The 19,773-nt window shown below is 66.3% G+C and carries 19 protein-coding genes; 10 read left to right on the forward strand and 9 right to left on the reverse strand.

The window, feature by feature from the left end:
- Window positions 1-164: 164 nt before the first annotated feature.
- Window positions 165-524 (forward strand): helix-turn-helix domain-containing protein, encoded by a 360-nt coding sequence (locus tag HIM68_RS16310; RefSeq protein WP_172174064.1) that lies wholly within the window; start codon window positions 165-167, stop codon window positions 522-524.
- A 5-nt stretch (window positions 525-529) separates the two neighbouring features.
- On the opposite strand, the gene HIM68_RS16315 is transcribed toward HIM68_RS16310, so the two are convergent.
- The 5 genes from HIM68_RS16315 to HIM68_RS16335 all read right to left on the reverse strand — a co-directional run bounded on the left by HIM68_RS16315 (window position 530) and on the right by HIM68_RS16335 (window position 4,194).
- On the reverse strand, window positions 530-811 hold the full coding sequence (locus HIM68_RS16315) for an SHOCT domain-containing protein (RefSeq protein WP_139469354.1): 282 nt from the start codon (window positions 809-811) through the stop codon (window positions 530-532).
- A 119-nt stretch (window positions 812-930) separates the two neighbouring features.
- Window positions 931-1,605, reverse strand: a complete 675-nt coding sequence (locus HIM68_RS16320) for a response regulator transcription factor (protein ID WP_139469353.1) — start codon at window positions 1,603-1,605, stop codon at window positions 931-933.
- Window positions 1,602-2,891 (reverse strand): sensor histidine kinase, encoded by a 1,290-nt coding sequence (locus tag HIM68_RS16325; protein WP_172174067.1) that lies wholly within the window; start codon window positions 2,889-2,891, stop codon window positions 1,602-1,604. The genes HIM68_RS16320 and HIM68_RS16325 overlap by 4 nt, the downstream gene beginning before the upstream one ends.
- A gap of 80 nt (window positions 2,892-2,971) precedes the next feature.
- Entirely contained in the window at window positions 2,972-3,553 is a 582-nt protein-coding gene (locus tag HIM68_RS16330) for a ClpP family protease (protein WP_172174070.1), read from the reverse strand.
- The gene (locus HIM68_RS16335) at window positions 3,550-4,194 is read right to left on the reverse strand and encodes a ClpP family protease (RefSeq protein WP_172174073.1); all 645 of its coding nucleotides are present in this window, start codon (window positions 4,192-4,194) and stop codon (window positions 3,550-3,552) included. Before HIM68_RS16335 ends, HIM68_RS16330 begins: the two co-directional genes overlap by 4 nt.
- A 146-nt stretch (window positions 4,195-4,340) precedes the next feature.
- On the opposite strand from HIM68_RS16335, the gene HIM68_RS16340 reads away from it, so the two are divergent.
- Together HIM68_RS16340 and HIM68_RS16345 are read left to right on the forward strand one after the other, a co-directional pair.
- Complete coding sequence (locus HIM68_RS16340; protein ID WP_172174076.1) at window positions 4,341-4,646, forward strand: hypothetical protein; 306 nt, start codon at window positions 4,341-4,343, stop codon at window positions 4,644-4,646.
- A gap of 127 nt (window positions 4,647-4,773) precedes the next feature.
- Complete coding sequence (locus HIM68_RS16345; RefSeq protein WP_172174079.1) at window positions 4,774-5,586, forward strand: YidC/Oxa1 family membrane protein insertase; 813 nt, start codon at window positions 4,774-4,776, stop codon at window positions 5,584-5,586.
- A gap of 129 nt (window positions 5,587-5,715) precedes the next feature.
- Here the strand turns inward: HIM68_RS16345 and HIM68_RS16350 are convergent, their stop codons facing one another.
- A complete protein-coding gene (locus tag HIM68_RS16350) occupies window positions 5,716-8,265 on the reverse strand; it encodes an ATP-dependent Clp protease ATP-binding subunit (RefSeq protein WP_139469348.1) in 2,550 nt (849 codons plus the stop codon).
- A 176-nt stretch (window positions 8,266-8,441) separates the two neighbouring features.
- Here HIM68_RS16350 and HIM68_RS16355 point away from each other — a divergent pair, with 176 nt between their 5' ends.
- The gene (locus HIM68_RS16355) at window positions 8,442-9,092 is read left to right on the forward strand and encodes a TetR/AcrR family transcriptional regulator (protein ID WP_216657198.1); all 651 of its coding nucleotides are present in this window, start codon (window positions 8,442-8,444) and stop codon (window positions 9,090-9,092) included.
- The gene (locus HIM68_RS16360) at window positions 9,089-10,837 is read left to right on the forward strand and encodes a DHA2 family efflux MFS transporter permease subunit (RefSeq protein WP_139469346.1); all 1,749 of its coding nucleotides are present in this window, start codon (window positions 9,089-9,091) and stop codon (window positions 10,835-10,837) included. Before HIM68_RS16355 ends, HIM68_RS16360 begins: the two co-directional genes overlap by 4 nt.
- Window positions 10,838-10,926: 89 nt before the next feature.
- Here HIM68_RS16360 and HIM68_RS16365 read toward each other — a convergent pair whose 3' ends face one another.
- From HIM68_RS16365 to HIM68_RS16375, 3 genes are all read right to left on the reverse strand, one after another.
- A complete protein-coding gene (locus tag HIM68_RS16365; RefSeq protein ID WP_172174085.1) occupies window positions 10,927-11,712 on the reverse strand; it encodes a DUF3152 domain-containing protein in 786 nt (261 codons plus the stop codon).
- A 103-nt stretch (window positions 11,713-11,815) separates the two neighbouring features.
- Entirely contained in the window at window positions 11,816-12,484 is a 669-nt protein-coding gene (locus tag HIM68_RS16370; RefSeq protein WP_172174088.1) for a VOC family protein, read from the reverse strand.
- Window positions 12,472-13,173 carry a VOC family protein gene (locus HIM68_RS16375; protein ID WP_172174091.1) on the reverse strand — a complete coding sequence of 234 codons (702 nt, stop codon included), beginning with the start codon at window positions 13,171-13,173 and terminating at the stop codon, window positions 12,472-12,474. Before HIM68_RS16375 ends, HIM68_RS16370 begins: the two co-directional genes overlap by 13 nt.
- A gap of 192 nt (window positions 13,174-13,365) precedes the next feature.
- Between HIM68_RS16375 and HIM68_RS16380 the strand changes: the two genes are divergently transcribed.
- The 5 genes from HIM68_RS16380 to HIM68_RS16400 are packed head-to-tail and all read left to right on the forward strand — an operon-like array spanning window position 13,366 to window position 19,772.
- Window positions 13,366-15,072, forward strand: a complete 1,707-nt coding sequence (locus tag HIM68_RS16380) for a TIGR04028 family ABC transporter substrate-binding protein (RefSeq protein WP_172174094.1) — start codon at window positions 13,366-13,368, stop codon at window positions 15,070-15,072.
- On the forward strand, window positions 15,069-16,148 hold the full coding sequence (locus tag HIM68_RS16385) for an ABC transporter permease (protein ID WP_172174097.1): 1,080 nt from the start codon (window positions 15,069-15,071) through the stop codon (window positions 16,146-16,148). The genes HIM68_RS16380 and HIM68_RS16385 overlap by 4 nt, the downstream gene beginning before the upstream one ends.
- A 2-nt stretch (window positions 16,149-16,150) precedes the next feature.
- Window positions 16,151-17,005 carry an ABC transporter permease gene (locus HIM68_RS16390; RefSeq protein ID WP_139909700.1) on the forward strand — a complete coding sequence of 285 codons (855 nt, stop codon included), beginning with the start codon at window positions 16,151-16,153 and terminating at the stop codon, window positions 17,003-17,005.
- A complete protein-coding gene (locus HIM68_RS16395) occupies window positions 17,002-18,699 on the forward strand; it encodes an ABC transporter ATP-binding protein (protein ID WP_172174100.1) in 1,698 nt (565 codons plus the stop codon). The genes HIM68_RS16390 and HIM68_RS16395 overlap by 4 nt, the downstream gene beginning before the upstream one ends.
- A 5-nt stretch (window positions 18,700-18,704) precedes the next feature.
- Window positions 18,705-19,772, forward strand: a complete 1,068-nt coding sequence (locus HIM68_RS16400; protein WP_172174103.1) for a putative FMN-dependent luciferase-like monooxygenase — start codon at window positions 18,705-18,707, stop codon at window positions 19,770-19,772.
- Window position 19,773 lies beyond the last annotated feature (1 nt).

Below are 19,773 nucleotides of genomic sequence, written 5' to 3' on the forward strand. Positions count from 1 at the left end.
CAGTGGTCGGAGCCTGATACGACCCCTCGACATTAACGTAGGCCAGCCTAACTTAACCTACTGCCGTTTCCGCAACACCTGTGAGCCACTTCACGTCAGTCATCCTCATCTGCTGACAGCAGAAACCCTCGCCGAGGCGGCCCTGCCGACCGTAGGCTCACCCCATGACCGACATGCTCCCGCACAGCCCGACCCCGCCGCCGCTGTGGCGTGAGGCGCTCGGCCGCGCTCTCCGACTGCGCCGCACCGATATGGGTCTCACCCTGGCTCAGGTCTCCCACCGGTCCGGGGTCTCGACCCAGTTCCTCTCCGAGATCGAACGCGGGCTCAAGGACCCGTCCTCGGAGGTCATCGAGGCAGTGGCCGAGGTGCTCGAGCTCCAGCTGCCGCAGGTCCTCGTGCTCGCTGCCTTCGGCCTGACTTCCGGGGTCCCTGCGACCGCGCTGCTGTCGGCGACCGATATGACGCGAGCCGCACCTGCTCCGCCGGCAGCGGGTCAGGTACGGCTCGCCCTCGCGGCCTGAACGGCTCAGCCGTTCCCGGCCTCGAGCCGGTTCGCCCGCAGCACCTCGAGTCGGGCACGATATTCGGCCTCCTCGATATCCCCCTGGGCGAAGCGCTGGGCCAGAGTCGCCTCGGCGCTCCTTGTTCCCTCTCGTGCCGCAGCCGCCCACGGCGGTCCCCCGGCCTGCCGCCACCGGCGACGGTTGAGGGTCACGATGAGGGTGACGATGAGTCCGATGACGAGGACCCAGAAGATCGGAATGAGGAAGAAGAACGGCCAGGCCAGCGGTCCGTGTTCCATGTGCATGATGCCTCCTTGGCGGGTGTCCACGCCGTTCGTGGACCTGACATCAATGACACACCGCAAGCCGGTCGCTGCGAATCCGCCGACGGGAGTCACCTGTGCTGCTCCGCACGGAGCAGAACTCAGTGCTCGTTCAGCCAGCCGGGAGAGACCAGCCCCGATTCGTAGGCGAGGACGACGAGGTGGACGCGGTCTCTGGCCCCGACCTTCGTCATGATGCGCGAGACATGGGTCTTCGCGGTCAGCGGGGAGAGCACGAGCGATTCGGCGATCTCGTCGTTCGACTGACCGCGGCCGACGAGCGCGAGAACTTCGCGTTCGCGGTCGGTGAGAACGTCGAGCCCGGAGTCGGGTTCTGCCTTCAGCCCCAAGGACATGCGGGAGAGCAGGTATTTCGTGACTTCGGGCGAGAGCAGGGCCTCACCGGCGGCCACGACGCGCACGGCGCGGATGAGGTCGGTCGGGTCGGTGTCCTTCAACAGGAAGCCGCTCGCCCCGGCGCGCACGGCGCGGACGATGTATTCGTCGAGTCCGAAGGTCGTCACGAGCACCACGCGGACGGCATCGAACCGCGGATCGGCGGCGATCTCCTCCGTCGCCCACAGTCCGTCTCCGTCGGGCATGCGGATGTCCATGAGGACGACGTCGGCGGGTGCTGTGCGCAGTGCTTCGAGCAGGGCGTTCCCGCCGGAGGCTTGGATCGTGACCTCGATATCGTCTTCGGAATCGAGCAGTGAGGCGAAGCCGGCGCGCACGAGCTGATGGTCATCGGCGATGGCGACTCGGATCGGTGTCATCGATGCGGCTCCTCGTCTGGCAGCTCTGCATGGTCGGCGTTCCAGGGGAGGTCGACGTCGACGACGGTGCCCTGCCGACCCTTCGAGGTCAGGGTGAGTGACCCTTTCAGCAGCTTCGCCCGCTCGCGCATGCCCATGATTCCCGTCCCTTCGACTCCGTCTGGGAGTCCTGTCCCATCATCGCTGATGCTCACCTGCAGCCGATCCGAGTTCCGTGCGATGACGACCCGTGCGCTGCCGGCGCCGGCATGTCTGAGCACGTTCGTCAGTGCTTCCTGGATGATCCGATAGGCGGCTGCGTCCGTTGACTGGCCGGGCGCCTCTCTCACACCCTCGGCGTCCGTATCCCGCCGGTCGTCCACCCTGAAGTCAGTGGAGCCGACGAGGCGGGAGACCAGCGCCGGAACGGCGTCGAGTCCGAGGACCGGAGCCAAGGGCGCCGGTTCTGAGGCTTCCGCAGCACCGGTGTCGGAGCGCATCGTATGCAGCACGGTGCGGACTTCGTTGAGCCCTGTGCGGCTGAGTTCTCTGATGGCCGCGAGTGCGGACCGTGCCTGTTCGGGATCGCGGTCGATGAGGTGTTCGCCGACTCCGGCTTGGACGTTGATCTGGGACAGAGCATGGCCGAGGACGTCGTGGAGGTCCCGGGCGATGCGCAGTCGTTCGGCCTGGACGACCTCGGCGTGGCGTGCGCTCTGTCGGGCTGCCTCCTGGCGACGGAGCTCGCTGCGCCGGCGGACGAATGCGCCGATGCCCACGGCGATGGCGAGTCCCATCGTCGCCGAGACCACCCGCCCTACCGACCAGTCGATTCCCAGCAGGGGACCCAGCAGCAGGCAGCCCGCCCATACTCCCGCCGCCGAGGCGATCGCCCAGAATGCATTTCCACGGACGATCGCGGCGACGACGGCGAAGAGGAAGGCGGCATAGAACGGCGTCGTCCCGGGCCCGGCCTCTGCGGGCGACCAGGGACCGCGGTCGCTCCACGCACCCGGTCCCATGCCGAATCCGCCAGGGCCCGGATCGGGCGTCACCGCCGCCCACACGAGGACGTCGAGGAGGACGAGCCCTGCCAGTACGGCCACGCGCGGTCCGGGCCACCGCACTGCGAAGAGGAAGATCGCCGGTGAGAGGACCGCGGTGCCGATGCGGATGATCATCGCGGCCGCAGACGTCTCGGTCGCCGCGGCGAGGACGATGGCGAACGGCAGCTGCAGCACCGCTGCGGCGACGGTGAACAGGACGACTCGTCGGCGCGCGCGGCGGTCTGGACGGTCCGGTCTCATTCTCCGATCGTAGCGACCCGCGCCCGGGGCCGTCGTCATCCTCGGGGAGTATCTCGACCCACCTCGGTGAGAGTACGCGGTCAGAGGATGACGTCGACGAGTCCGAAGTCCCGCGCCGCCTTCGCGTCGAGGACGAGGTCGCGATCGAAGTCACGGTGGATCTGCTCCGGGGTCCGACCGGTGCTGTCGGCGAGCATCTCTTCGACGTCCCGCCGCTGCCGGACGATCTCGTCTGCGGCGACGATGAGGTCGGGGATCGTGCCCCGCGCCCCTTCGGCATGCGGCTGTCGCAGCACGGCGCGGGCGTGGGCGAGCATGGCCCGCTGGCCGGGTTCTCCGGCGGCCAGGAGCACGGCCGCATCGGCGACGGCCTGCCCGACGCAGGTTGTGGCCACGGGTGCGCCGATGTGGTGCATTGCGTCGAAGATCGCCGTCATCGCGGTCAGGGAGCCGCCCGGGGAATTGATGTACATGCTGATCGGCAGGTCCCGGCTGCTCGAATCGAGGTGGAGCAGCTGCGCGATGATCGTGTTCGCCACGCCGTCGTCGATGGGCACGCCGAGGTAGACGATGCGATTGCCGAGCAGATGCGAGTAGACGTCGACGATCTTCTCACTGCCACCGGTTCGGTCGACGACGTTGGGGGTCGTGTACTGGCTCATCGGCTTCCTCCGATCTGAGCTCGCAGGTCGGACGGGGAGTCGATGACGCGATCGATGAGTCCGTACTCGATCGCTTCCTCGGCGGTGAACCACCGGTCGCGCAGGGAGTCTTCGAAGATGCGGTCGTAGGTCTTTCCGGTCGCCTCGGCGATCCGGTGCAGGACGGTGTCTCTGACCGATCGGAGGTCGTCGCCCTGGAGTTCGATGTCGGCGGCGGCTCCGCCGATCCCGCTCGATCCCTGGTGGAGGAGGATGCGAGCGTGGGGCAGGGCGAGACGTCGTCCGGGCGTTCCCATGCTGAGAACGAATTGTCCCGCCGAGGCGGCCCACCCGAAGGCGATCGTGACCACGTCGTTGGGCAGAGCGGCGATGGTGTCGGCGATCGCGTGCATCATCGGCACGGAGCCTCCGGGAGAGTTGATCCACAGGTGGATATCGGAGCGCGGGTCCTCGGCGGAGAGGAGGACGAGTCGGGAGACGATCTCCATTCCGTTCTCGTCGCGCAGCTCGCCGTTGAAGACGACGGACCGGTAGGCGTAGAGCATGCGCTGGGATTCGGGGATCGCGGTGGCCGCGTCGGCCTCGTCGGAGTCGGAGAACAGAGGTGGTCGGCTGTGGGGCGAAGAGTTGAGAGTGAACATGCGTCCACACTGGCAGTGCCGGTGGGAGTGGGGAACCCTGATCCGCTCGGCGCAGACGTCTGCCGCTGTGAGCGGACGGACTCCGTTTCACTGAACCGCCCGCACAGGCCCGCGTGCTAGCATCGACGCACTGGTTAGGGGGCGAGATGATGGCGAATATGTGGCTGACTCTGCAGCTGCTCGTCGTCGTGCTCTCTTCCGACCTCGACTCGGTCGTACCCCAGTCCCCCACTCATCTCATCGTCCTGGCTCTCCTCGGTGCGGCCCTGCTGACGCCGATCGCCGCATGGGCGAGCATGGCTCTGCTGCGTGTGCTCTCGCTGTCGGCGCGCCCGCCGTCTCTGCCGGGCACGCGCCGAAGCATCCGCGAATTCCGCATGCCGGAGGAGCCCGGAACTCCAGGTACGGCCCTGCCCAGAGCCCCTTCTTCCGTCGTTCACGCCATCGCCTGAACGACCTGTTCCGTACGGAACGTCTCCCCGCCTCGGCGCGGGCAATTGTCATCGATCGTCACGGTGATGGCCTTCAACGGCCCATTCAACCGCGCCTCAGCGCGCCCTGTCCGAAGGACACTCACCTGTGAACATCTACGAATTCCTGCCCATCCGCCTGCTCGTCGAGGCCGCCTACACGGTGGTCACGGGGATCAGCGACATTCTCGAACCGCTCGCCGGCGGCTTCAGTGCCGCCCTGGCCGTCATCGTGCTCACCGTCCTGGTCCGCGCCGTGCTCATCCCCGTCGGGGTGTCCCAGGTCAGGGCAGGCATCACTCGGAAACGACTGGCCCCGAAGATCAAAGAGCTGCAGACGAAGTACAAGAAGCAGCCCGAACTCATGCAGCAGAAGCTCATGGAGCTGTACAAAGAGGAGAATGCCTCCCCCTTCGCCGGATGCCTGCCGGTGCTGGCACAGACCCCAGTGCTCATGGCCGTCTATGGCCTCTTCATCAATGCGACGATCGGCGGGCACGCCAATGAGCTGCTCGGTCATACGCTCTTCGGCCTGCCTCTCAACACGAGCTTCGTCAAACTGCTCGGCGCCGGCGATCTGACCGGCACCGCGATCACGGTCTACCTCATCCTCGTCGTCCTCATCGCTGTCGTCGCGGGGTTCTCCCGACGCCTGCTCACCCCGGCCACGCCCGAGACCCCGACCGCTCCCCCGACGAAGACCGGGGCAGATGCTCCGGCGATGCCGGATCTGTCCGGAGTGATGAAGACCCTGAGCTTCATGCCTTTCCTCACCGCGATCTTCGCGCTCTTCGTCCCCTTGGCCGCCGCTCTCTACCTGGCGACGACGACCACGTGGACGCTCGGCGAACGGCTCGTCCTCAACCGCCTCCTCGGCGCGAACGATCCCCAGCCCGAGCAGTCCTCTGCCACCCGCGGCTGAACCGGGACTCGACGCTGCCCGCAGCAACGACAGAGCCCGGGACGAAAGAACGGAATCTTTCGTCCCGGGCTCATTCCGGTTCGGACGCGTCGCTGAGAAGCGACGGTCGGTGCAGGGCCGCCTCGGTGATCAGGCGATGATCGGCTCCGGGCGGGTGCCGGCCACGACCTTGAGTGCGCCGTCAACGACCGTGGCACGCACGGTGCCGCCCTCATCGACCGCCTCGGTGACGAGGAGATCGGCGATGCGGTCGTCGAGCTCGCGCTGGATCGTGCGACGCAGCGGACGGGCGCCGAACTCGGGTTCGTAGCCTTCATCGGCCAGCCAGTCGAGAGCCTCTGCCGAGACGTCGAGGGCGATGCCCTGAGCCTCGAGGCGCTGCTTCGACGCGGCCAGCTGGTGATCGACGATGGACCGAAGCTGCTCGCGATCGAGCCGCGAGAACATCACGGTGTCATCGATGCGGTTGATGAACTCCGGCCGCATGAACTCCTTGAGGCGACCCATGACCTTGGCCTTGAGATCCTTCTCCGCGTCTCCCGCAGCCCCGGAGGCGAAGCCCAGCGGAGTGCCGGACATGAACTCGGAACCGAGGTTCGAGGTCATGATGACCACGGTGTTGCGGAAGTCGACCGTGCGGCCCTGACCGTCGGTGAGCCGTCCGTCGTCGAGGACCTGCAGCAGCAGGTTGAACGCATCCGGATGGGCCTTCTCGACCTCGTCGAGGAGGATGACCGAATACGGGCGACGGCGGACCTTCTCCGTCAGCTGCCCTGCCTCGTCGTAGCCGACGTAGCCGGGAGGAGCACCGACGAGGCGGGACACCGTGTGGCGTTCGCCGAACTCGCTCATATCGAAGCGGATCATGGCCGACTCGTCGTCGAACAGGGTCTGCGCCAGAGCCTTCGCCAGCTCAGTCTTGCCGACACCGGTGGGGCCGAGGAAGAGGAAGCTGCCGATGGGACGGTTGGGATCGGCCATACCGGTCTGGCTGCGGCGGATGGCGCGCGACACGGCGGTCACGGCTTCGTCCTGTCCGACCACGCGGTCGTGGAGGACCTCTTCCATGTTCGCCAGTCGTGCCTTCTGGCTCTGCGTCATCCGCGCTGCCGGGATTCCGGTGGCCCGGGAGACCACATGCGCGATCTCCTGCTCACCGATGATCGCCTCGGCGGCAGCGGTCTTCACGGCCTCCGCGTCCGGGTTCTCGGCGGATTCGATCCGAGCGGTCACCTCGTTGATCTCATCGCGGACACGGCCGGCACGCTCGTAGTCCTCCACCTCGATAGCGGACTTCTTCTCCGCTTCGAGTTCGGAGAGATTGAGCTTGAGCGCGTCGATATCGACCGCGGGTCCGCGCCTGAGCGACATCCGGGCGCCGGCCTGGTCGATGAGGTCGATGGCCTTGTCCGGCAGGAAGCGGTCCGTGATGTAGCGGTTCGACAGCTCCACGGCCGCACGGACCGCCTCGGCAGTGTAGGTGACCTCGTGGAACTCCGCGTAGCGATCCTTCAGCCCGTCGATGATCGTCACCGCATCCTCGACGCTCGGCTCACCCACGGTCACCGGCTGGAAGCGACGCTCGAGAGCCGAATCCTTCTCGATGGTGCGGTACTCCTTGAGCGTGGTCGCGCCGATCATGTGCAGATCGCCGCGGGCCAGGCGCGGTTTGAGGATGTTGCCGGCGTCCATCGAGTTCGCCTCGCCGTTGCCGCCGGCGCCGACGAGGGTGTGGAGTTCATCGACGAAGACGATCATGTCCCCGTCGTCGGCGATCTCGTTGAGCGCTCCGGTCAGGCGCTCTTCGAAGTCACCGCGGTAGCGCGTGCCGGCGAGCATTCCGGGCATATCGAGCGCGATGATGCGCTTGCCCTGCAGCTGCTTGGGAACTTCGCCCGAGTGGATGGCCTGAGCGAGGCCTTCGGCGACCGCGGTCTTGCCGACACCGGCCTCGCCGAGGAGAACCGGGTTGTTCTTCGTCCGGCGGGCGAGGATCTCGATCGTCTGCTCGATCTCCTCCGAGCGGCCGATGACGGGATCGAGTTTGCCTTCGGCTGCGAGCTCGGTGAGGTCCGTGCCGAACTTCTCCAGCACGGATTCCTGACCGTCCTCACCCTCGGCCTCCTGGCCGGGGTGCATACCTGCGGCTTCGGCCGCCTCGGCACCGGCCTGCAGTGCAGCCTGGGTGACGCCTGCCTGGGCGAGGATCCGACCGGCGGGCATCTCCTGGTTGAGCACGAAGGCGAAGAACATGTGTTCGGGATCGATGTAGGTCGACCCGAAGGCTCGCGCCACCTGGTAGGCGTCGAGCAGGGCGCGCTGGGCCGAACCGGTCAGCGTGGGCGTGGAATCCGCCTCGGTGTCGGTGCTGGCCGGAAGGCGCTCTTCGATCGCATGGGCGATGGCCTCGGGATCGGCACCGGCCTGGCGCACGGCGGAGATTCCGGGTTCGGAATCGACCATGGTGCGCAGGATGTGGAGCGCGTCGACCTCGGACTGACCGTGTCGTCCTGCGAACTCCGCGGCCGCTTCGATGACCTCGTGGCTGCGCTTGCTCAGCAGTCGGTTGATGTCGACGGAACGGCCTCGGCGGGCTCCGGTCTGCCCCTGGAGGAAACGAGCGAGGAACTCGTCGAACGAGTCTCCGCCCGAGCCTGCGGGTCCGAAGAATGTGGCCAAAGCTGACCTCCTCTTTCAAAGTTGAGCGTATACGACTCAATCAACAGGTGCATGCGGGCATATATTCCCACCTGTCGACCGCCCGACGACGGGGTGTGAACAACATCACCGTCGAGAAATGCATTGAATGCATTTCTGCATTTGGTGCAAATTTGCAAGAGGTGCATAATTTTCTGGTGAGTTCCGAACCGACCGAATCCCTGCGCGAGCGCCAGACCCGTGAGCGCCGTGCGTCCATCCACGCCGCGGCCGTCGATCTCGTCTTCGATCGTGGACTCGACGAGGTGACTGTGGCTCGGATCGCGGAAGCTGCGGAGATCTCGACGCGCACGTTCTTCAACTATTTCCCTACCAAGGAGATGGCGATCGTCGGACTGACGACCTCCGACGATATCGCCGCCGCTCTGCAGCGATTCATCGAGGACTTCGAGCCTCGGCGCGAGCGTCTGGTGGAGGATCTCTCCTTCACCATCCGCGCCGCGTTCGAATTCCTGCTGCCGCGGTCGGCGAACAAGCAGAAGCTGCGCGCGATCCAGGCTCGGCATCCGCACCTCGGCATGCTCAGCATGGAGACGAAACGGCACTACTCCGAGCAGATCATCACCGGCATCCGCCGGCGGATCGAACGTCGCGGAATCACCTTTGCCGATGACGACACCGCCGCACGGGCCACGCGGATGCTCGCGCAACTGTGCAGCATCCCGCTCGAGCACGCTTTCGCCTCCGCGCGATTCGACACCGAACACGAATTGGACGACGAACGGGTGGACCAGGCGTTCACCTCCTCGATCGAACTGTTCCTGACCCTCTTAGAAAGGCTGAAATGACCACTACCGCCACCGAGCCCGCTGCCGAGAAGCAGCACGGCGCCGAGGAGGAGCCGGAGATCGAGACCTCGTCGGTCATCCTGCTATTCACCGGCCTGATGCTGGCAATGTTCATGTTCTCGCTCAACCAGACCATGCTGGCCACGGCCCTGCCGACCATCGTCGGTGACCTCAACGGCGTCGACCAGATGCTTTGGGTCTCGACGGCGTTCATGTTGGCGTCGACGATCATGATGCCGATCTACGGCAAGTTGGGCGATTCGTTCAACCGGAAGAAGATCTTCATCTTCGCCATCTGCATGTTCATCCTCGGTTCGATCGTCGGCTTCCTGGCCCACAACATGGCCGTCCTCATCACCGCACGCGTCATTCAGGGCCTCGGCGGCGGCGGTCTCATCATCCTCTCGCAGGCTCTCATCGCCGCGGTTGTGCCGGCGCGCAAACGCGGCCCGTATATGGGCATCATGGGGGCGAACTTCGCGGTCACCTCGGTGGCGGGACCGCTGATCGGAGGCTGGATCACCGAGGGTCCGGGCTGGCGCTGGACATTCGCTCTCAATCTTCCGTTCGGCGTGCTCGCGCTCATCGCCGCCATCCTCTTCCTCAAGGTCCCCAAGTCGGATCGGTCGGTCAAACGCCATGTCGATGTCGCGGGAATGATCCTCATCGCCGAATTCACCTCGGCACTCATCCTCACGACTTCGTGGGGCGGGCATCAGTACGACTGGGACGATCCGATCATCATCGGACTCATCGCCATCGCCGTCATCAGCGCCGTCGTCTTCGTCTTCGTCGAACAGGCTGTGCCCGAACCCGTCATCCCGATGTTCGTGTTCAAGGACACGAACTTCGTCCTCTGCACGATCGCCGGCATGTGCATCGCCATCGGCATGTTCGGCGTACTTTCGTACATGCCCACATTCCTGCAGATGGCCCACGGGATCGAAGCGACCAAGGCCGGGCTCCTCATGGTGCCCATGATGGCCGTGATGCTGCCGAGCTCGGTCATCATCGGCTTCGTCGTCTCGAAGACGGGACGGTACAAGTGGTACCCGGTGCTCGGCAGCGCGATCGTCGGCGTCGCCCTCTTCCTCATGGGGACCTTCGTCACGGCCGATCAGAACGTTCTCGTCGTCATCGGCTGCCTGTGTGTGCTGGGCCTCGGCCTGGGACTGTCGATGCAGATGCTCGTGCTCATCGTCCAGAACTCGTTCCCGGTGGCGATGGTCGGCACGGCGACGGCGTCGAACAACTTCTTCCGGCAGATCGGCGGCACGCTGGGCATGTCGCTGATCGGTTCGCTCTTCACCTCGCGGCTGGCATCCAACCTCGAGGACGGCATCAAGTCCCTGGGACCCCAGGGCGCCCAGGCGATGAAGGGCACGGGGTCGAACTCACTGACCCCCGAAGTGGTCAAGTCGCTGCCCGATCCGATCCACTCGATCATCGTCAATGCGTACAGCGATGCGCTGGTGCCGATCTTCCTGTGGGTCTGCCCGCTGGGAATCATCGCGGCAGTCATCCTCATGTTCGTTCGTGAGAAGGCTCTGGCCACGAAGATCGATGCGGGCGCCCCGACGGACCATCAGCGTGAGGTCGTCGCGACCGACAGCATCGCTGTCGTCGAACAGCCTGGTTCGCTGGCCCCCTCGGGCACGAGCTCCGTCAGCGATGAGATCGAGTACGAGACGGCAACGCGAGGTGCCGAAGACTACTCTCTGCGGCCCCGCTCGCCCAAGCACTGATACGCACGTCTACGCGATACAGCGCAGGCCCCGCAATTGCGGGGCCTGCGCTGTATCGCGGCCGGAGTCTGTCCGCGACTGCCGCGGAACTAGCCTTTCGAGGGCCATCCGTTCGGCTCACACCCCTGCAGGCCCTTCGTCTGCTGCTGCATGAGCGGTGCGGTCTTGCCCGGTCCGGGGCAGGATTCGTGGCCGTGGCCGAGAGCGTGACCGACCTCGTGGTTGATGAGGTACTGCCGGTACTGGACGATATCGTCGAACTCCTCCGTGGCGGAGACCCAGCGCTTGGCGTTGAGGATGACGTTGGGTCCGTTGCGGCATGAGAGCTTGCCCAGGGTCCGCAGCGGCAGGCACATCTCGTCGACGGTATCGGGGCTGGCGATGGAGATCATCGTGTCCTGGCCTTCATCGACGAGCTCGATGGAGACGTCGTCCATGTCCTGCCAGCCGCGCTCGTCCTGGAGGGTCTTGATGATGAAATCGCCGGCCTCATCGACGTCGATGGGCAGGTTGTCTTCGACGCGCAGGGCGACCTTGAACGTCTTGCCCTCGTCGCGGTTGGGTCCGGTCTCCTCTTTCGGCCGGTCCCATTTTCCGCTGCCATGATCGTCGATATCGTCTTCGCTGACTCCGGCCGCTCCTGCATCCTCGACGTTCGCGGTCTCGGTGGGCGTGGGCGACTCACTCGGCTTGGCCTCGGCTGAGTCGCTCGGGTCCGGTGAAGCGGCCTGCGTTTCGGCCGCCTTCGGAGTCGGCCGCGTCTCTTCGTCGGCGGCGGGCGCGCAGGCGCTCAGTCCGACGACCAGTGAGACAGCGACAAGCGAGGTCAGGGTGCGGAGGCGTGGACGGGAGGCGAGACGGGTTCGACTGAGCACGCCTGTGAGTCTATCTCCTGCCGATTCATCGAGAAACGGGTTGCGTGTCGAGAAACGTGCGCACACACCCGTGTCTCGACACTCAGCCCGTTTTTCGGCGAAGTCAGAACTCGAGCACGCCGCCGGGCCCGCGCAACCTGGCACGCAGACGACAGACCGGCCCCTCGACCACCGCGGTGTCACCGGCCCCGAGTACCTCGAGCACCTGCCGCGCCGCCTCGGGTTCCGGCGATTCCACACGGAAATCGAGCAGTTCGAGGGTCGGCAGGGCCGCCTCGGCGGGATGGACGGATTCGCCCCAGTCGATGAGGAACGGCTGCGCACCATCATGCGGCAATGGAGATCGGGTGGTCAGTCGCCATTCGAGGCGGTCGCCCTCGGCCGTGTCCCGAGCCATGTCCTGGACCTCGCCGAAGTCGATGCCCGCGGTGTTCGCGGCCGCGATCTTCGCGAGGAACGCCGGCGGATGGATGGCCCAGGTCTGCAAGGTCGGCTCGGCGGCCAGATGAGCGTCGAGCGGCAGGGTGCCGTCGGCGAGCGGCTCCTGCTGCGGGTCGGGGCCGAGGATCTCGAGGTAGGTGTGGGCTCCCTCCGGCCAACCATTCGGGGTGAGTCCGAGCAGATAGTTCGCGGTCCCTCGCCCCGGGTGCGAACCGCCGGGAACCGCGCGCAGCCCGGTGGCCTCTTCCACGGCGGCGACCCCGGCGTCGAGGTCGGGCACCGTGATGATGAGGTGGTCGAGCTGCGCGGGAATGGTGTTCAGAGAGTCCATGATCCACCCGGACCTTTCAGATGAGCGTGTAGGCCCTCAGTCTCCCCTTCTTCGACATCGAGGGCAATGATGTCGAGTCCGATGCCGAAGAAGTCGAGGACCGAACCTACCGCATCCGGGTCCTCGCTCGCGCCCCACAGGCGCTCGAGTCGGACCGACGGCATCTCCTGCATCGCGGGATGCTCGGAGTCCTTCCAGTCGATGAGGAACGGCTGGATCCCCGACCACGGCAGCGGGGTGTGCCTGGTCAGGCGCCAGTCGAGAACGGCTCCGTCCGGTCTTCGGCGGGTCATGTCATGGACCTCGCCGAGGCGGACGCGCGGTTCCCGTGACCGCGCAGCGGCCGTGACGAAGCCGTCGAAATCGTCCGGACGGATCGCCCACCTCTGCACGGTCGGCGCCGTGACCCCGGCCAACCGCGCGGCCGCCAGCACCGGGTCCTGCTCGGGGTCGGGACCGAGGATCTCGAGGTACGTCAGCGGTTTCGGACCGCTCTGACGTGTGAGTCCCAGCGAATCGGAGAGTTCATCGCTGAGCTCGAGTCCGAGCAGCGCGTTGGCCGTGCCCAAGCCCGGATGCGCACCACCGTCGACCGCACTCACCCCCAGACGACCCTCACATTGCTCAACATATTTCTGCAGATCTGGGACGGCAATAACGAGATGATCGAATTCCGCACTGTTCAACATGTCTCAATATTAAGCCCCGGATTGACGGCGATTGCACGGATGCGCTTTACTCGTGGCATGCACATCCACTTCGGGCTCCGTGCCGGACACCGCCCCTGTCTGCCGTCAACGGCACCTGCGATGTCCGCATATTGTTGAACTATCACACTCAGCTCCCTCTGTTCCATCCCACTTGCCCGAAGGACCTCTTCCATGCCGGACCGTCTCTCCGCCTCCGCGCGTCTGACTCAGCGCCGCCTCGACCGCCGTTCGGTCCTCAGCCTCGGTCTCGGTTTCGGCACTCTGCTCACCCTCAGCGCCTGCACACCCCACGATTCCGGTTCGCTGGCCGAGGGCGAACCCGTCCGCGGTGGAGTGCTCACCTACTTCGAACCCCAGACCTGGACTCTGCTCTACCCGCCGTCGGTCGGCTTCTACCCCAACGGCGGGATCATGAACAACATCTCCGCACGCCTGCTGTGGCAGGATCCGAAGACACTCAAGCTCTATCCGTGGTTGGCGACCGAACTGCCGGAGACGAACGCCGATGCCACGACTTACACATTCACCATCCGTGAAGGCGTGACCTATTCGGACGGTTCACCGCTGACACCTGAGAATGTGGCGAAGAACTTCGACCTGTTCGGTCTCGGCGACGAAGCACGCACGCTGCCGGTGTCCGAGCAGATCTCGAACTACGAGCGCAGCGAAGTCCTCGACGAGCATCGGGTTCGGTTCCACTTCTCCGCCCCCTCCCCCGGTTTCGCGCAGGCGACGTCGACGATGAACGCAGGACTGCTCGCCGATTCCACTCTCTACCTCGACGCCGAAGGCTTCGGCCCGGGCGGAGCCACGCAGATCCACACCTGCGGGCCCTTCCACATCACGGCCGAGACCATCGGCACGAAGCTCTCCGTCCGTGCCCGCGAAGACTACGACTGGGCTCCCCCGCATCTGAAGCACCAGGGCCGAGCCCACCTCGACGGCATCGACTATCTGACCAACAACGAATACTCCGTGCGCATCGGAGCAGTGCTCTCCGGACAGGCAGACGGCGTCCGCGACGTCCAAGCACCTGATGAGTCCCGTGTGACCGAGCAGGGGCTGCGCCTCTATGCGAAGGCGACGAACGGAATCAACAACAGCATCAACTTCCGGTTCCGCCACGACCTGCTTGCCGATATCGACGTCCGGCGAGCGATCATCGCCGCCATCGATCGCCAGGAGATCGTCGACAAGCTCTTCACCCCGAACTACCCGCTGGCCACCGGTCTGCTGGCCAAGGGCGCCATGGGGTATGTCGACCAGTCGGGGTCGTGGGACTTCGACCCGGACAAGGCGAATCGCCTCCTCGATGAGGCCGGGTGGAGTGAGCGCAACGAGCAGGGCTACCGTGTCAAAGACGGGCAGCCGTTGGCGCTGACGGTGAATATCGCTCTGCCGCAGCCGCGGTCGAACGAGGTCCAGACCCTCATCCAACAGCAGCTGCGCCGTGTGGGCGTACGCCTGTCGATCAATCCCGGCGACCAATCGAAACAGACCCTCGACGCCCTCGAACTCGACACCGTGCAGATCTACCACTCCATGGTCGCCCGCGCCGACTTCGACAACCTGCGCTCGAACTACTCGTCTGTCAACCGCGATGTCTTCCTCAACGGAGCCGACCGCCCCGACGCCGACGCGGATTCGGTCGATGCGAAGGTCGACGAACTCCTCGAAACGCTGGCGTCCGAACCGAACCAGGAGAAGCGCCAGCAGGCCGCCGAGGCGGTCCAGAACTACCTCGTCGACCAGGCCTATGTGCTGCCGTTCTTCGAAGAGCCGCAGGTCTTCGCCTTCCGCCGCCGCGTCCACGGCTTCGCCACCGAACCCGTGGGACGGCCCGACTTCTACAGCACCTGGCTGGCAGGAGAGAAATGATCCTCGACACCCGTTACCTCTTCCTGCGCCTGGGCCAAGCGATCCTCGTGCTGCTGCTCGCGTTCACAGCGGCGTTCATCCTGCTCAGCCTCATCCCCGGCGACGGCGTCACTGCCCGCTTCGCCGATCCGGCGCTGGGTCTGTCCAATGACCAGATCGCTGAGATCCGTGAGGCCACCGGTGCCGACGACTCCTGGTGGTCGCGTTACGTCCTCAGCCTCACCGGGTTCCTCACCGGCGACTTCGGCTATTCGGTCCAGACCGGTGCGGCCGTGTCGACGATCATCGCTGCGGCTCTGCCGTCGACCGCAGTCCTCGCGGCCTCCGGGTTCGTCACCGCCCTCGTCCTCGCCGTGATCATCGCCGTCTTCGCCACCTTCGGACCGTCCACCGGGCCGACGGCTCGGGTGTGCCGGGTCCTCGACTCGGTGCCCAGCCTCTTCATCTCGATCCCGGTGTTCTGGCTCGGAATCCTGCTCATCCAGGTCTTCTCCTTCCAACTCGGCGTCGTCTCAGTCGTCGATCCCGGCCCCGCCGAGGCGCTCGTACTGCCGACCCTGACCGTGGCGGTTCCGCTCTCGGCCCCGATCGCCCAGGTGCTCATCCGCTCCATCACCGAGGTGCAGGCCTCCGGCTTCGTCAAGGTCACCACCGCGAAGGGCGCCTCCGAACTGTGGATCCTCGTCCACACCGTCGCCCGCAATGCGGTGCTGCCGGGGCTGACGATCATCGGCCTCGTCTTCGGCGAACTCGTCGCCGGCGCCGTGGTCACCGAGACCGTGTTCGGCCGCAACGGCATCGGACTCATCACCGCCCAAGCGGTCACCCACCGAGACAATCCGATCCTCCTGGCCGTCGTGGTCATCGCCACCTTCGGCTACGTCATCATCAACCTCGCAGTCGACCTCCTCTACCCCGTCATCGACGTCCGGCTGCGCACGAAACGCAGCTCCGCCTCGGCGGGCAGGGCCCTGCGCAGCCACGACGAACCGACACGTCGCGCTCTCACGGCATCCGCTGCCAGCGTCGGCGTCGACCTCGAATGGGATGACGAGACGAAGGAGAAGAACTCGTGAGCATCGTATTCACCCGCGGCCAGGGCACCGAGACCCGGCGCGCACGCGGCGGCCGGGCACGCGCCGCGCTCTCCCCGGCGACCATCGTCTCCGCTCTGGTTCTGCTCATCGCCGTCGCCTGGGCGCTGGCTCCCGGGCTCTTCACCCACTTCGACCCCAACGACGGCGGAGACACCCCTGCCCTGCTGGCACCGAGTCTCGAGCATTGGTTCGGCACCGACCAGACCGGCAGGGATGCCTTCACCCGAGTCGTCTACGGCGCCTCCCAGTCCCTGTTGGCCGCGCTCGTGGCCGTCGGGGTCGGGCTGATCGTCGGCACCACGATCGGGCTCATCGCCGGCACCCGGCGCGGACTCATCGACGACGTGCTCATGCGCCTGATCGATGTGCTGCTGTCCATCCCCGCGATCCTGCTCAGCCTTTCGATCGTCGTGGTCCTCGGCTTCGGCACGATCAACGCGGCCATCGCCGTCGGCGTCACCGCCATCGCGCAGTTCGCGCGTCTCGCCAGGTCACAGGCGGTGCAGATCAATACGAGCGACTTCGTTGCCGCGGCCTACGGTTCCGGCGGCACCTTCTTCTCCGTCCTCACTCGCCATATCCTCCCGAATTCGATCTCTCCCGTGCTCTCGCTGGCGGTCCTCCAGGTCGGTTCGGCGATCCTCCAGATCTCCACGCTCGGGTTCCTCGGCTACGGCACCCCGCCGCCCACCCCGGAATGGGGACTCATCATCGCTGAAGGCCGCAATTTCGTCGCCACCGCCTGGTGGCTGACAGTGCTGCCCGGCCTCGTGGTCATGGCCATCGTGCTCGCCACCCACCAGATCGGCAACACCCTGCGAAAGGTGACATCATGACCGACTCCTCACTGCTGCGCATCGACGGCCTGTCCGTCGAATACTCCCACCGAGGCGGCTCCGCGGCACCGGCCGTGAGCGAGCTCGATCTCGCGGTCCGTCCCGGTGCGATGACCGCCGTGGTCGGGGAATCCGGTTCGGGGAAGTCGACGACGGCGAACGCCGTCATCGGTCTCCTTCCCTCCTCGGCCAGGGTCGCGGCCGGGCGGATCCGCCTCGGCGAGGTTGATCTGCTCAGCCTGGGCACCTCCGGTTGGCGCGGTGTGCGCGGATCTCAGATCGGCTACGTCCCACAGGATCCGGGGTCCTCGCTCAATCCGCTGCAGACGGTCGGCAAGTCCGTCGCCGAGGCGCTGCGCATCCACCGTCGCGCGGGCCGCGCCGAGGCTCGCGCCCAGGTCGTCGAGCTCCTGGACCGGGTCGGCATCGACCAGCCGGAGAAGCGGGCCGACCAGTTCCCGCATGAGCTCTCCGGTGGGATGCGGCAGCGTGTGCTCATCGCCGCTGCCATCGCGCTGCGCCCGCGCCTGCTCATCGCCGACGAACCCACCTCCGCCCTCGACGTCACCGTCCAGAAGCAGGTCCTCGACCTTCTCGACGAACTGCGCGCCGAGACCGCGATGGGCATCCTCTTCATCACCCACGATCTCGCCGTCGCCGGCGAACGCGCCGACGAGGTCGTGGTCATGCAGGGCGGACGCATCGTCGAATCGGGGCCGGCCGGACGGGTATTCTCCGACCCGGCCACCGATTACACCACCCGTCTCATCGCCGATGCTCCCGCACTGCAGACAAAGGCACGAACTGCCCGCGCCGAGGCGACCAGGGAGTCCACAGACCCGTTCGTCTCCGTCGAATCGCTCACCCATGTCTTCGACCGTACGGATGATCGGATCACCGGCATCGAGGGTGTGGACTTCACCGTGGCGCGCGGGACCACGCACGGTCTCGTCGGCGAGTCCGGCTCGGGCAAGACCACCACGGGCAAAGCGCTGACCGGGTTCCTCACCCCGCAGTCCGGGCATGTGCGCATCGGTGACTTCGATGCTGCGGAGCTCGGACGCGGTCGTCCCTCACGGCAGCGGCTGCGAGAGTTCCGGCGCACCGTGCAGCTCGTCCATCAGAACCCGTTCTCCGCTCTCGATCCCAAGCATTCGATCCGGTCGACGCTGACGGAGCCTCTGCGCAACTTCCGCCTCGGCGATCGCGCCTCCCGACCGCGGCTCGTGACCGAAGCGATGGACCGGGTGGCGCTGCCTGCCGACTTCCTCGATCGGCGTCCCGCCGAACTCTCCGGCGGTCAGCTGCAGCGAGTGGCGATCGCCCGCGCCCTCATCGTCGAACCCGAACTCGTCGTCTTCGACGAGGCTGTCTCGGCCCTCGACGTGACCGTGCAGGCGCAGATCCTCACACTGCTCGACGAGCTGCAGAGGGAGCTCGGTCTGACCTACGTCTTCATCACCCATGATCTCGCCGTCGTCCGCCAGATCGCTGATACGGTGTCCGTGATGTCGCACGGACACCTCGTCGACGACGGCGCGACCGAAGAGATCTTCACTCACCCGCGCTCCGCCTATACCCGCACTCTGCTCGAGGCGATCCCCCGTCCCGCGACGCTGTCGGTCGCCGCAGCGCCTGCGAACAATCGACCGGCGACCCCGACCCTGCTCACCGCAGCAGCAGCAGAAAGCTGAGAACCATGACCCCGCAACCCACCGACACTCAGGCGACCGACACTCAGGTAGGCGGACCGAAGCTCGGATTCTTCACCCGCCTGCTCGAAGACGCCCCCGCCGCAGACCGCTATCGCTTCGCCCTCGAACAGATCGAGGCGGCCGAGGACTTCGGCTTCCATTCGGCCTGGGTCGCCCAGCATCACTTCTCCGCGGCCGAGGGCGGGCTGCCGTCCCCGCTCGTCTTCCTCTCCCACGCCGCCGCCCGTACCACCCGAATCTCTCTGGGCACCGCGATCATCACCCTGCCGATGGAGAATGCCGTGCGCGTGGCCGAAGACGCCGCCGTCCTCGACGAGCTCTCCGGCGGTCGCCTCGAGATCGGTCTGGGCTCGGGCGGGAACCCGAAGTCGTTCCCCGCCTTCGGCACGAGCTCCGATGAGCGTCGTGAGGTCTTCGCCGACAATCTCGCGACCCTGCGCACACTGTTCTCAGGCGACCGGCTGCCCACCGACCATGGTCTCTACCCCGCTCCCGATGGGCAGCGTCCGAGCCTCGAGCGACGACTGTGGCAGGCGACGTTCTCCGCCGGCGGAGCCGGTGCGGCAGGCGCTGCCGGTGACGGTCTCATGCTCTCGCGGACTCAGCCGCGTCCCCAGGACAATCCGGCGGCACTCCTCGACGAGGTGCAGCTGCCGGTCATCGATACCTATCTCTCCCAGCTGCCCGAGGGGGCCGAACCGTGTATCCTCGCCTCTCGTACCGCCGTGGTCGCCGATGCCGAGGATCTGTCCCGGCTGCGCGAGATCACCGAGCCAGCGCTGCGGGCCGAGGCCGACCGCCTCGTCGGCTATGACACCTCCGGACTGAGCCTCGATGAGCTCCTCGTCGCCACCGACACCTACCTCGGCACGCCCGAGCAGGTGAGCGAACGTCTGCAGCATGACCGCGTCCTCGATCGTGCCACCGACGTCAGCTTCCAGGTGCACTCGGTTCCGGCGACGAACGAGACCGCTCTGCGGTCCATCGAACTGCTGGCCACCGAGGTGGCACCCGCCCTCGGGTTCTCCGTGACCAAGGAGAAGGTGCACTGAG

Origin of the sequence: Brevibacterium sp. CT2-23B, from assembly GCF_013168765.1 — a bacterium.
In the GTDB taxonomy this organism is placed as follows: Bacteria; Actinomycetota; Actinomycetes; order Actinomycetales; family Brevibacteriaceae; genus Brevibacterium; species Brevibacterium sediminis.

What these genes read in the sequence shown, in the direction of transcription:
- HIM68_RS16330 (WP_172174070.1), bottom strand. Translation starts at nt 3,553, where the DNA reads ATGAGCCAGTACACGACCCCCAACGTCGTCGACCGAACCGGTGGCAGT.
- HIM68_RS16385 (WP_172174097.1), top strand. Translation starts at nt 15,069, where the DNA reads ATGATCCTCGACACCCGTTACCTCTTCCTGCGCCTGGGCCAAGCGATC.
- HIM68_RS16340 (WP_172174076.1), top strand. Translation starts at nt 4,341, where the DNA reads ATGATGGCGAATATGTGGCTGACTCTGCAGCTGCTCGTCGTCGTGCTC.
- HIM68_RS16360 (WP_139469346.1), top strand. Translation starts at nt 9,089, where the DNA reads ATGACCACTACCGCCACCGAGCCCGCTGCCGAGAAGCAGCACGGCGCC.
- HIM68_RS16400 (WP_172174103.1), top strand. Translation starts at nt 18,705, where the DNA reads ATGACCCCGCAACCCACCGACACTCAGGCGACCGACACTCAGGTAGGC.
- HIM68_RS16375 (WP_172174091.1), bottom strand. Translation starts at nt 13,173, where the DNA reads ATGTTGAACAGTGCGGAATTCGATCATCTCGTTATTGCCGTCCCAGAT.
- HIM68_RS16370 (WP_172174088.1), bottom strand. Translation starts at nt 12,484, where the DNA reads ATGGACTCTCTGAACACCATTCCCGCGCAGCTCGACCACCTCATCATC.
- HIM68_RS16325 (WP_172174067.1), bottom strand. Translation starts at nt 2,891, where the DNA reads ATGAGACCGGACCGTCCAGACCGCCGCGCGCGCCGACGAGTCGTCCTG.
- HIM68_RS16395 (WP_172174100.1), top strand. Translation starts at nt 17,002, where the DNA reads ATGACCGACTCCTCACTGCTGCGCATCGACGGCCTGTCCGTCGAATAC.
- HIM68_RS16380 (WP_172174094.1), top strand. Translation starts at nt 13,366, where the DNA reads ATGCCGGACCGTCTCTCCGCCTCCGCGCGTCTGACTCAGCGCCGCCTC.
- HIM68_RS16315 (WP_139469354.1), bottom strand. Translation starts at nt 811, where the DNA reads ATGCACATGGAACACGGACCGCTGGCCTGGCCGTTCTTCTTCCTCATT.
- HIM68_RS16310 (WP_172174064.1), top strand. Translation starts at nt 165, where the DNA reads ATGACCGACATGCTCCCGCACAGCCCGACCCCGCCGCCGCTGTGGCGT.
- HIM68_RS16320 (WP_139469353.1), bottom strand. Translation starts at nt 1,605, where the DNA reads ATGACACCGATCCGAGTCGCCATCGCCGATGACCATCAGCTCGTGCGC.
- HIM68_RS16335 (WP_172174073.1), bottom strand. Translation starts at nt 4,194, where the DNA reads ATGTTCACTCTCAACTCTTCGCCCCACAGCCGACCACCTCTGTTCTCC.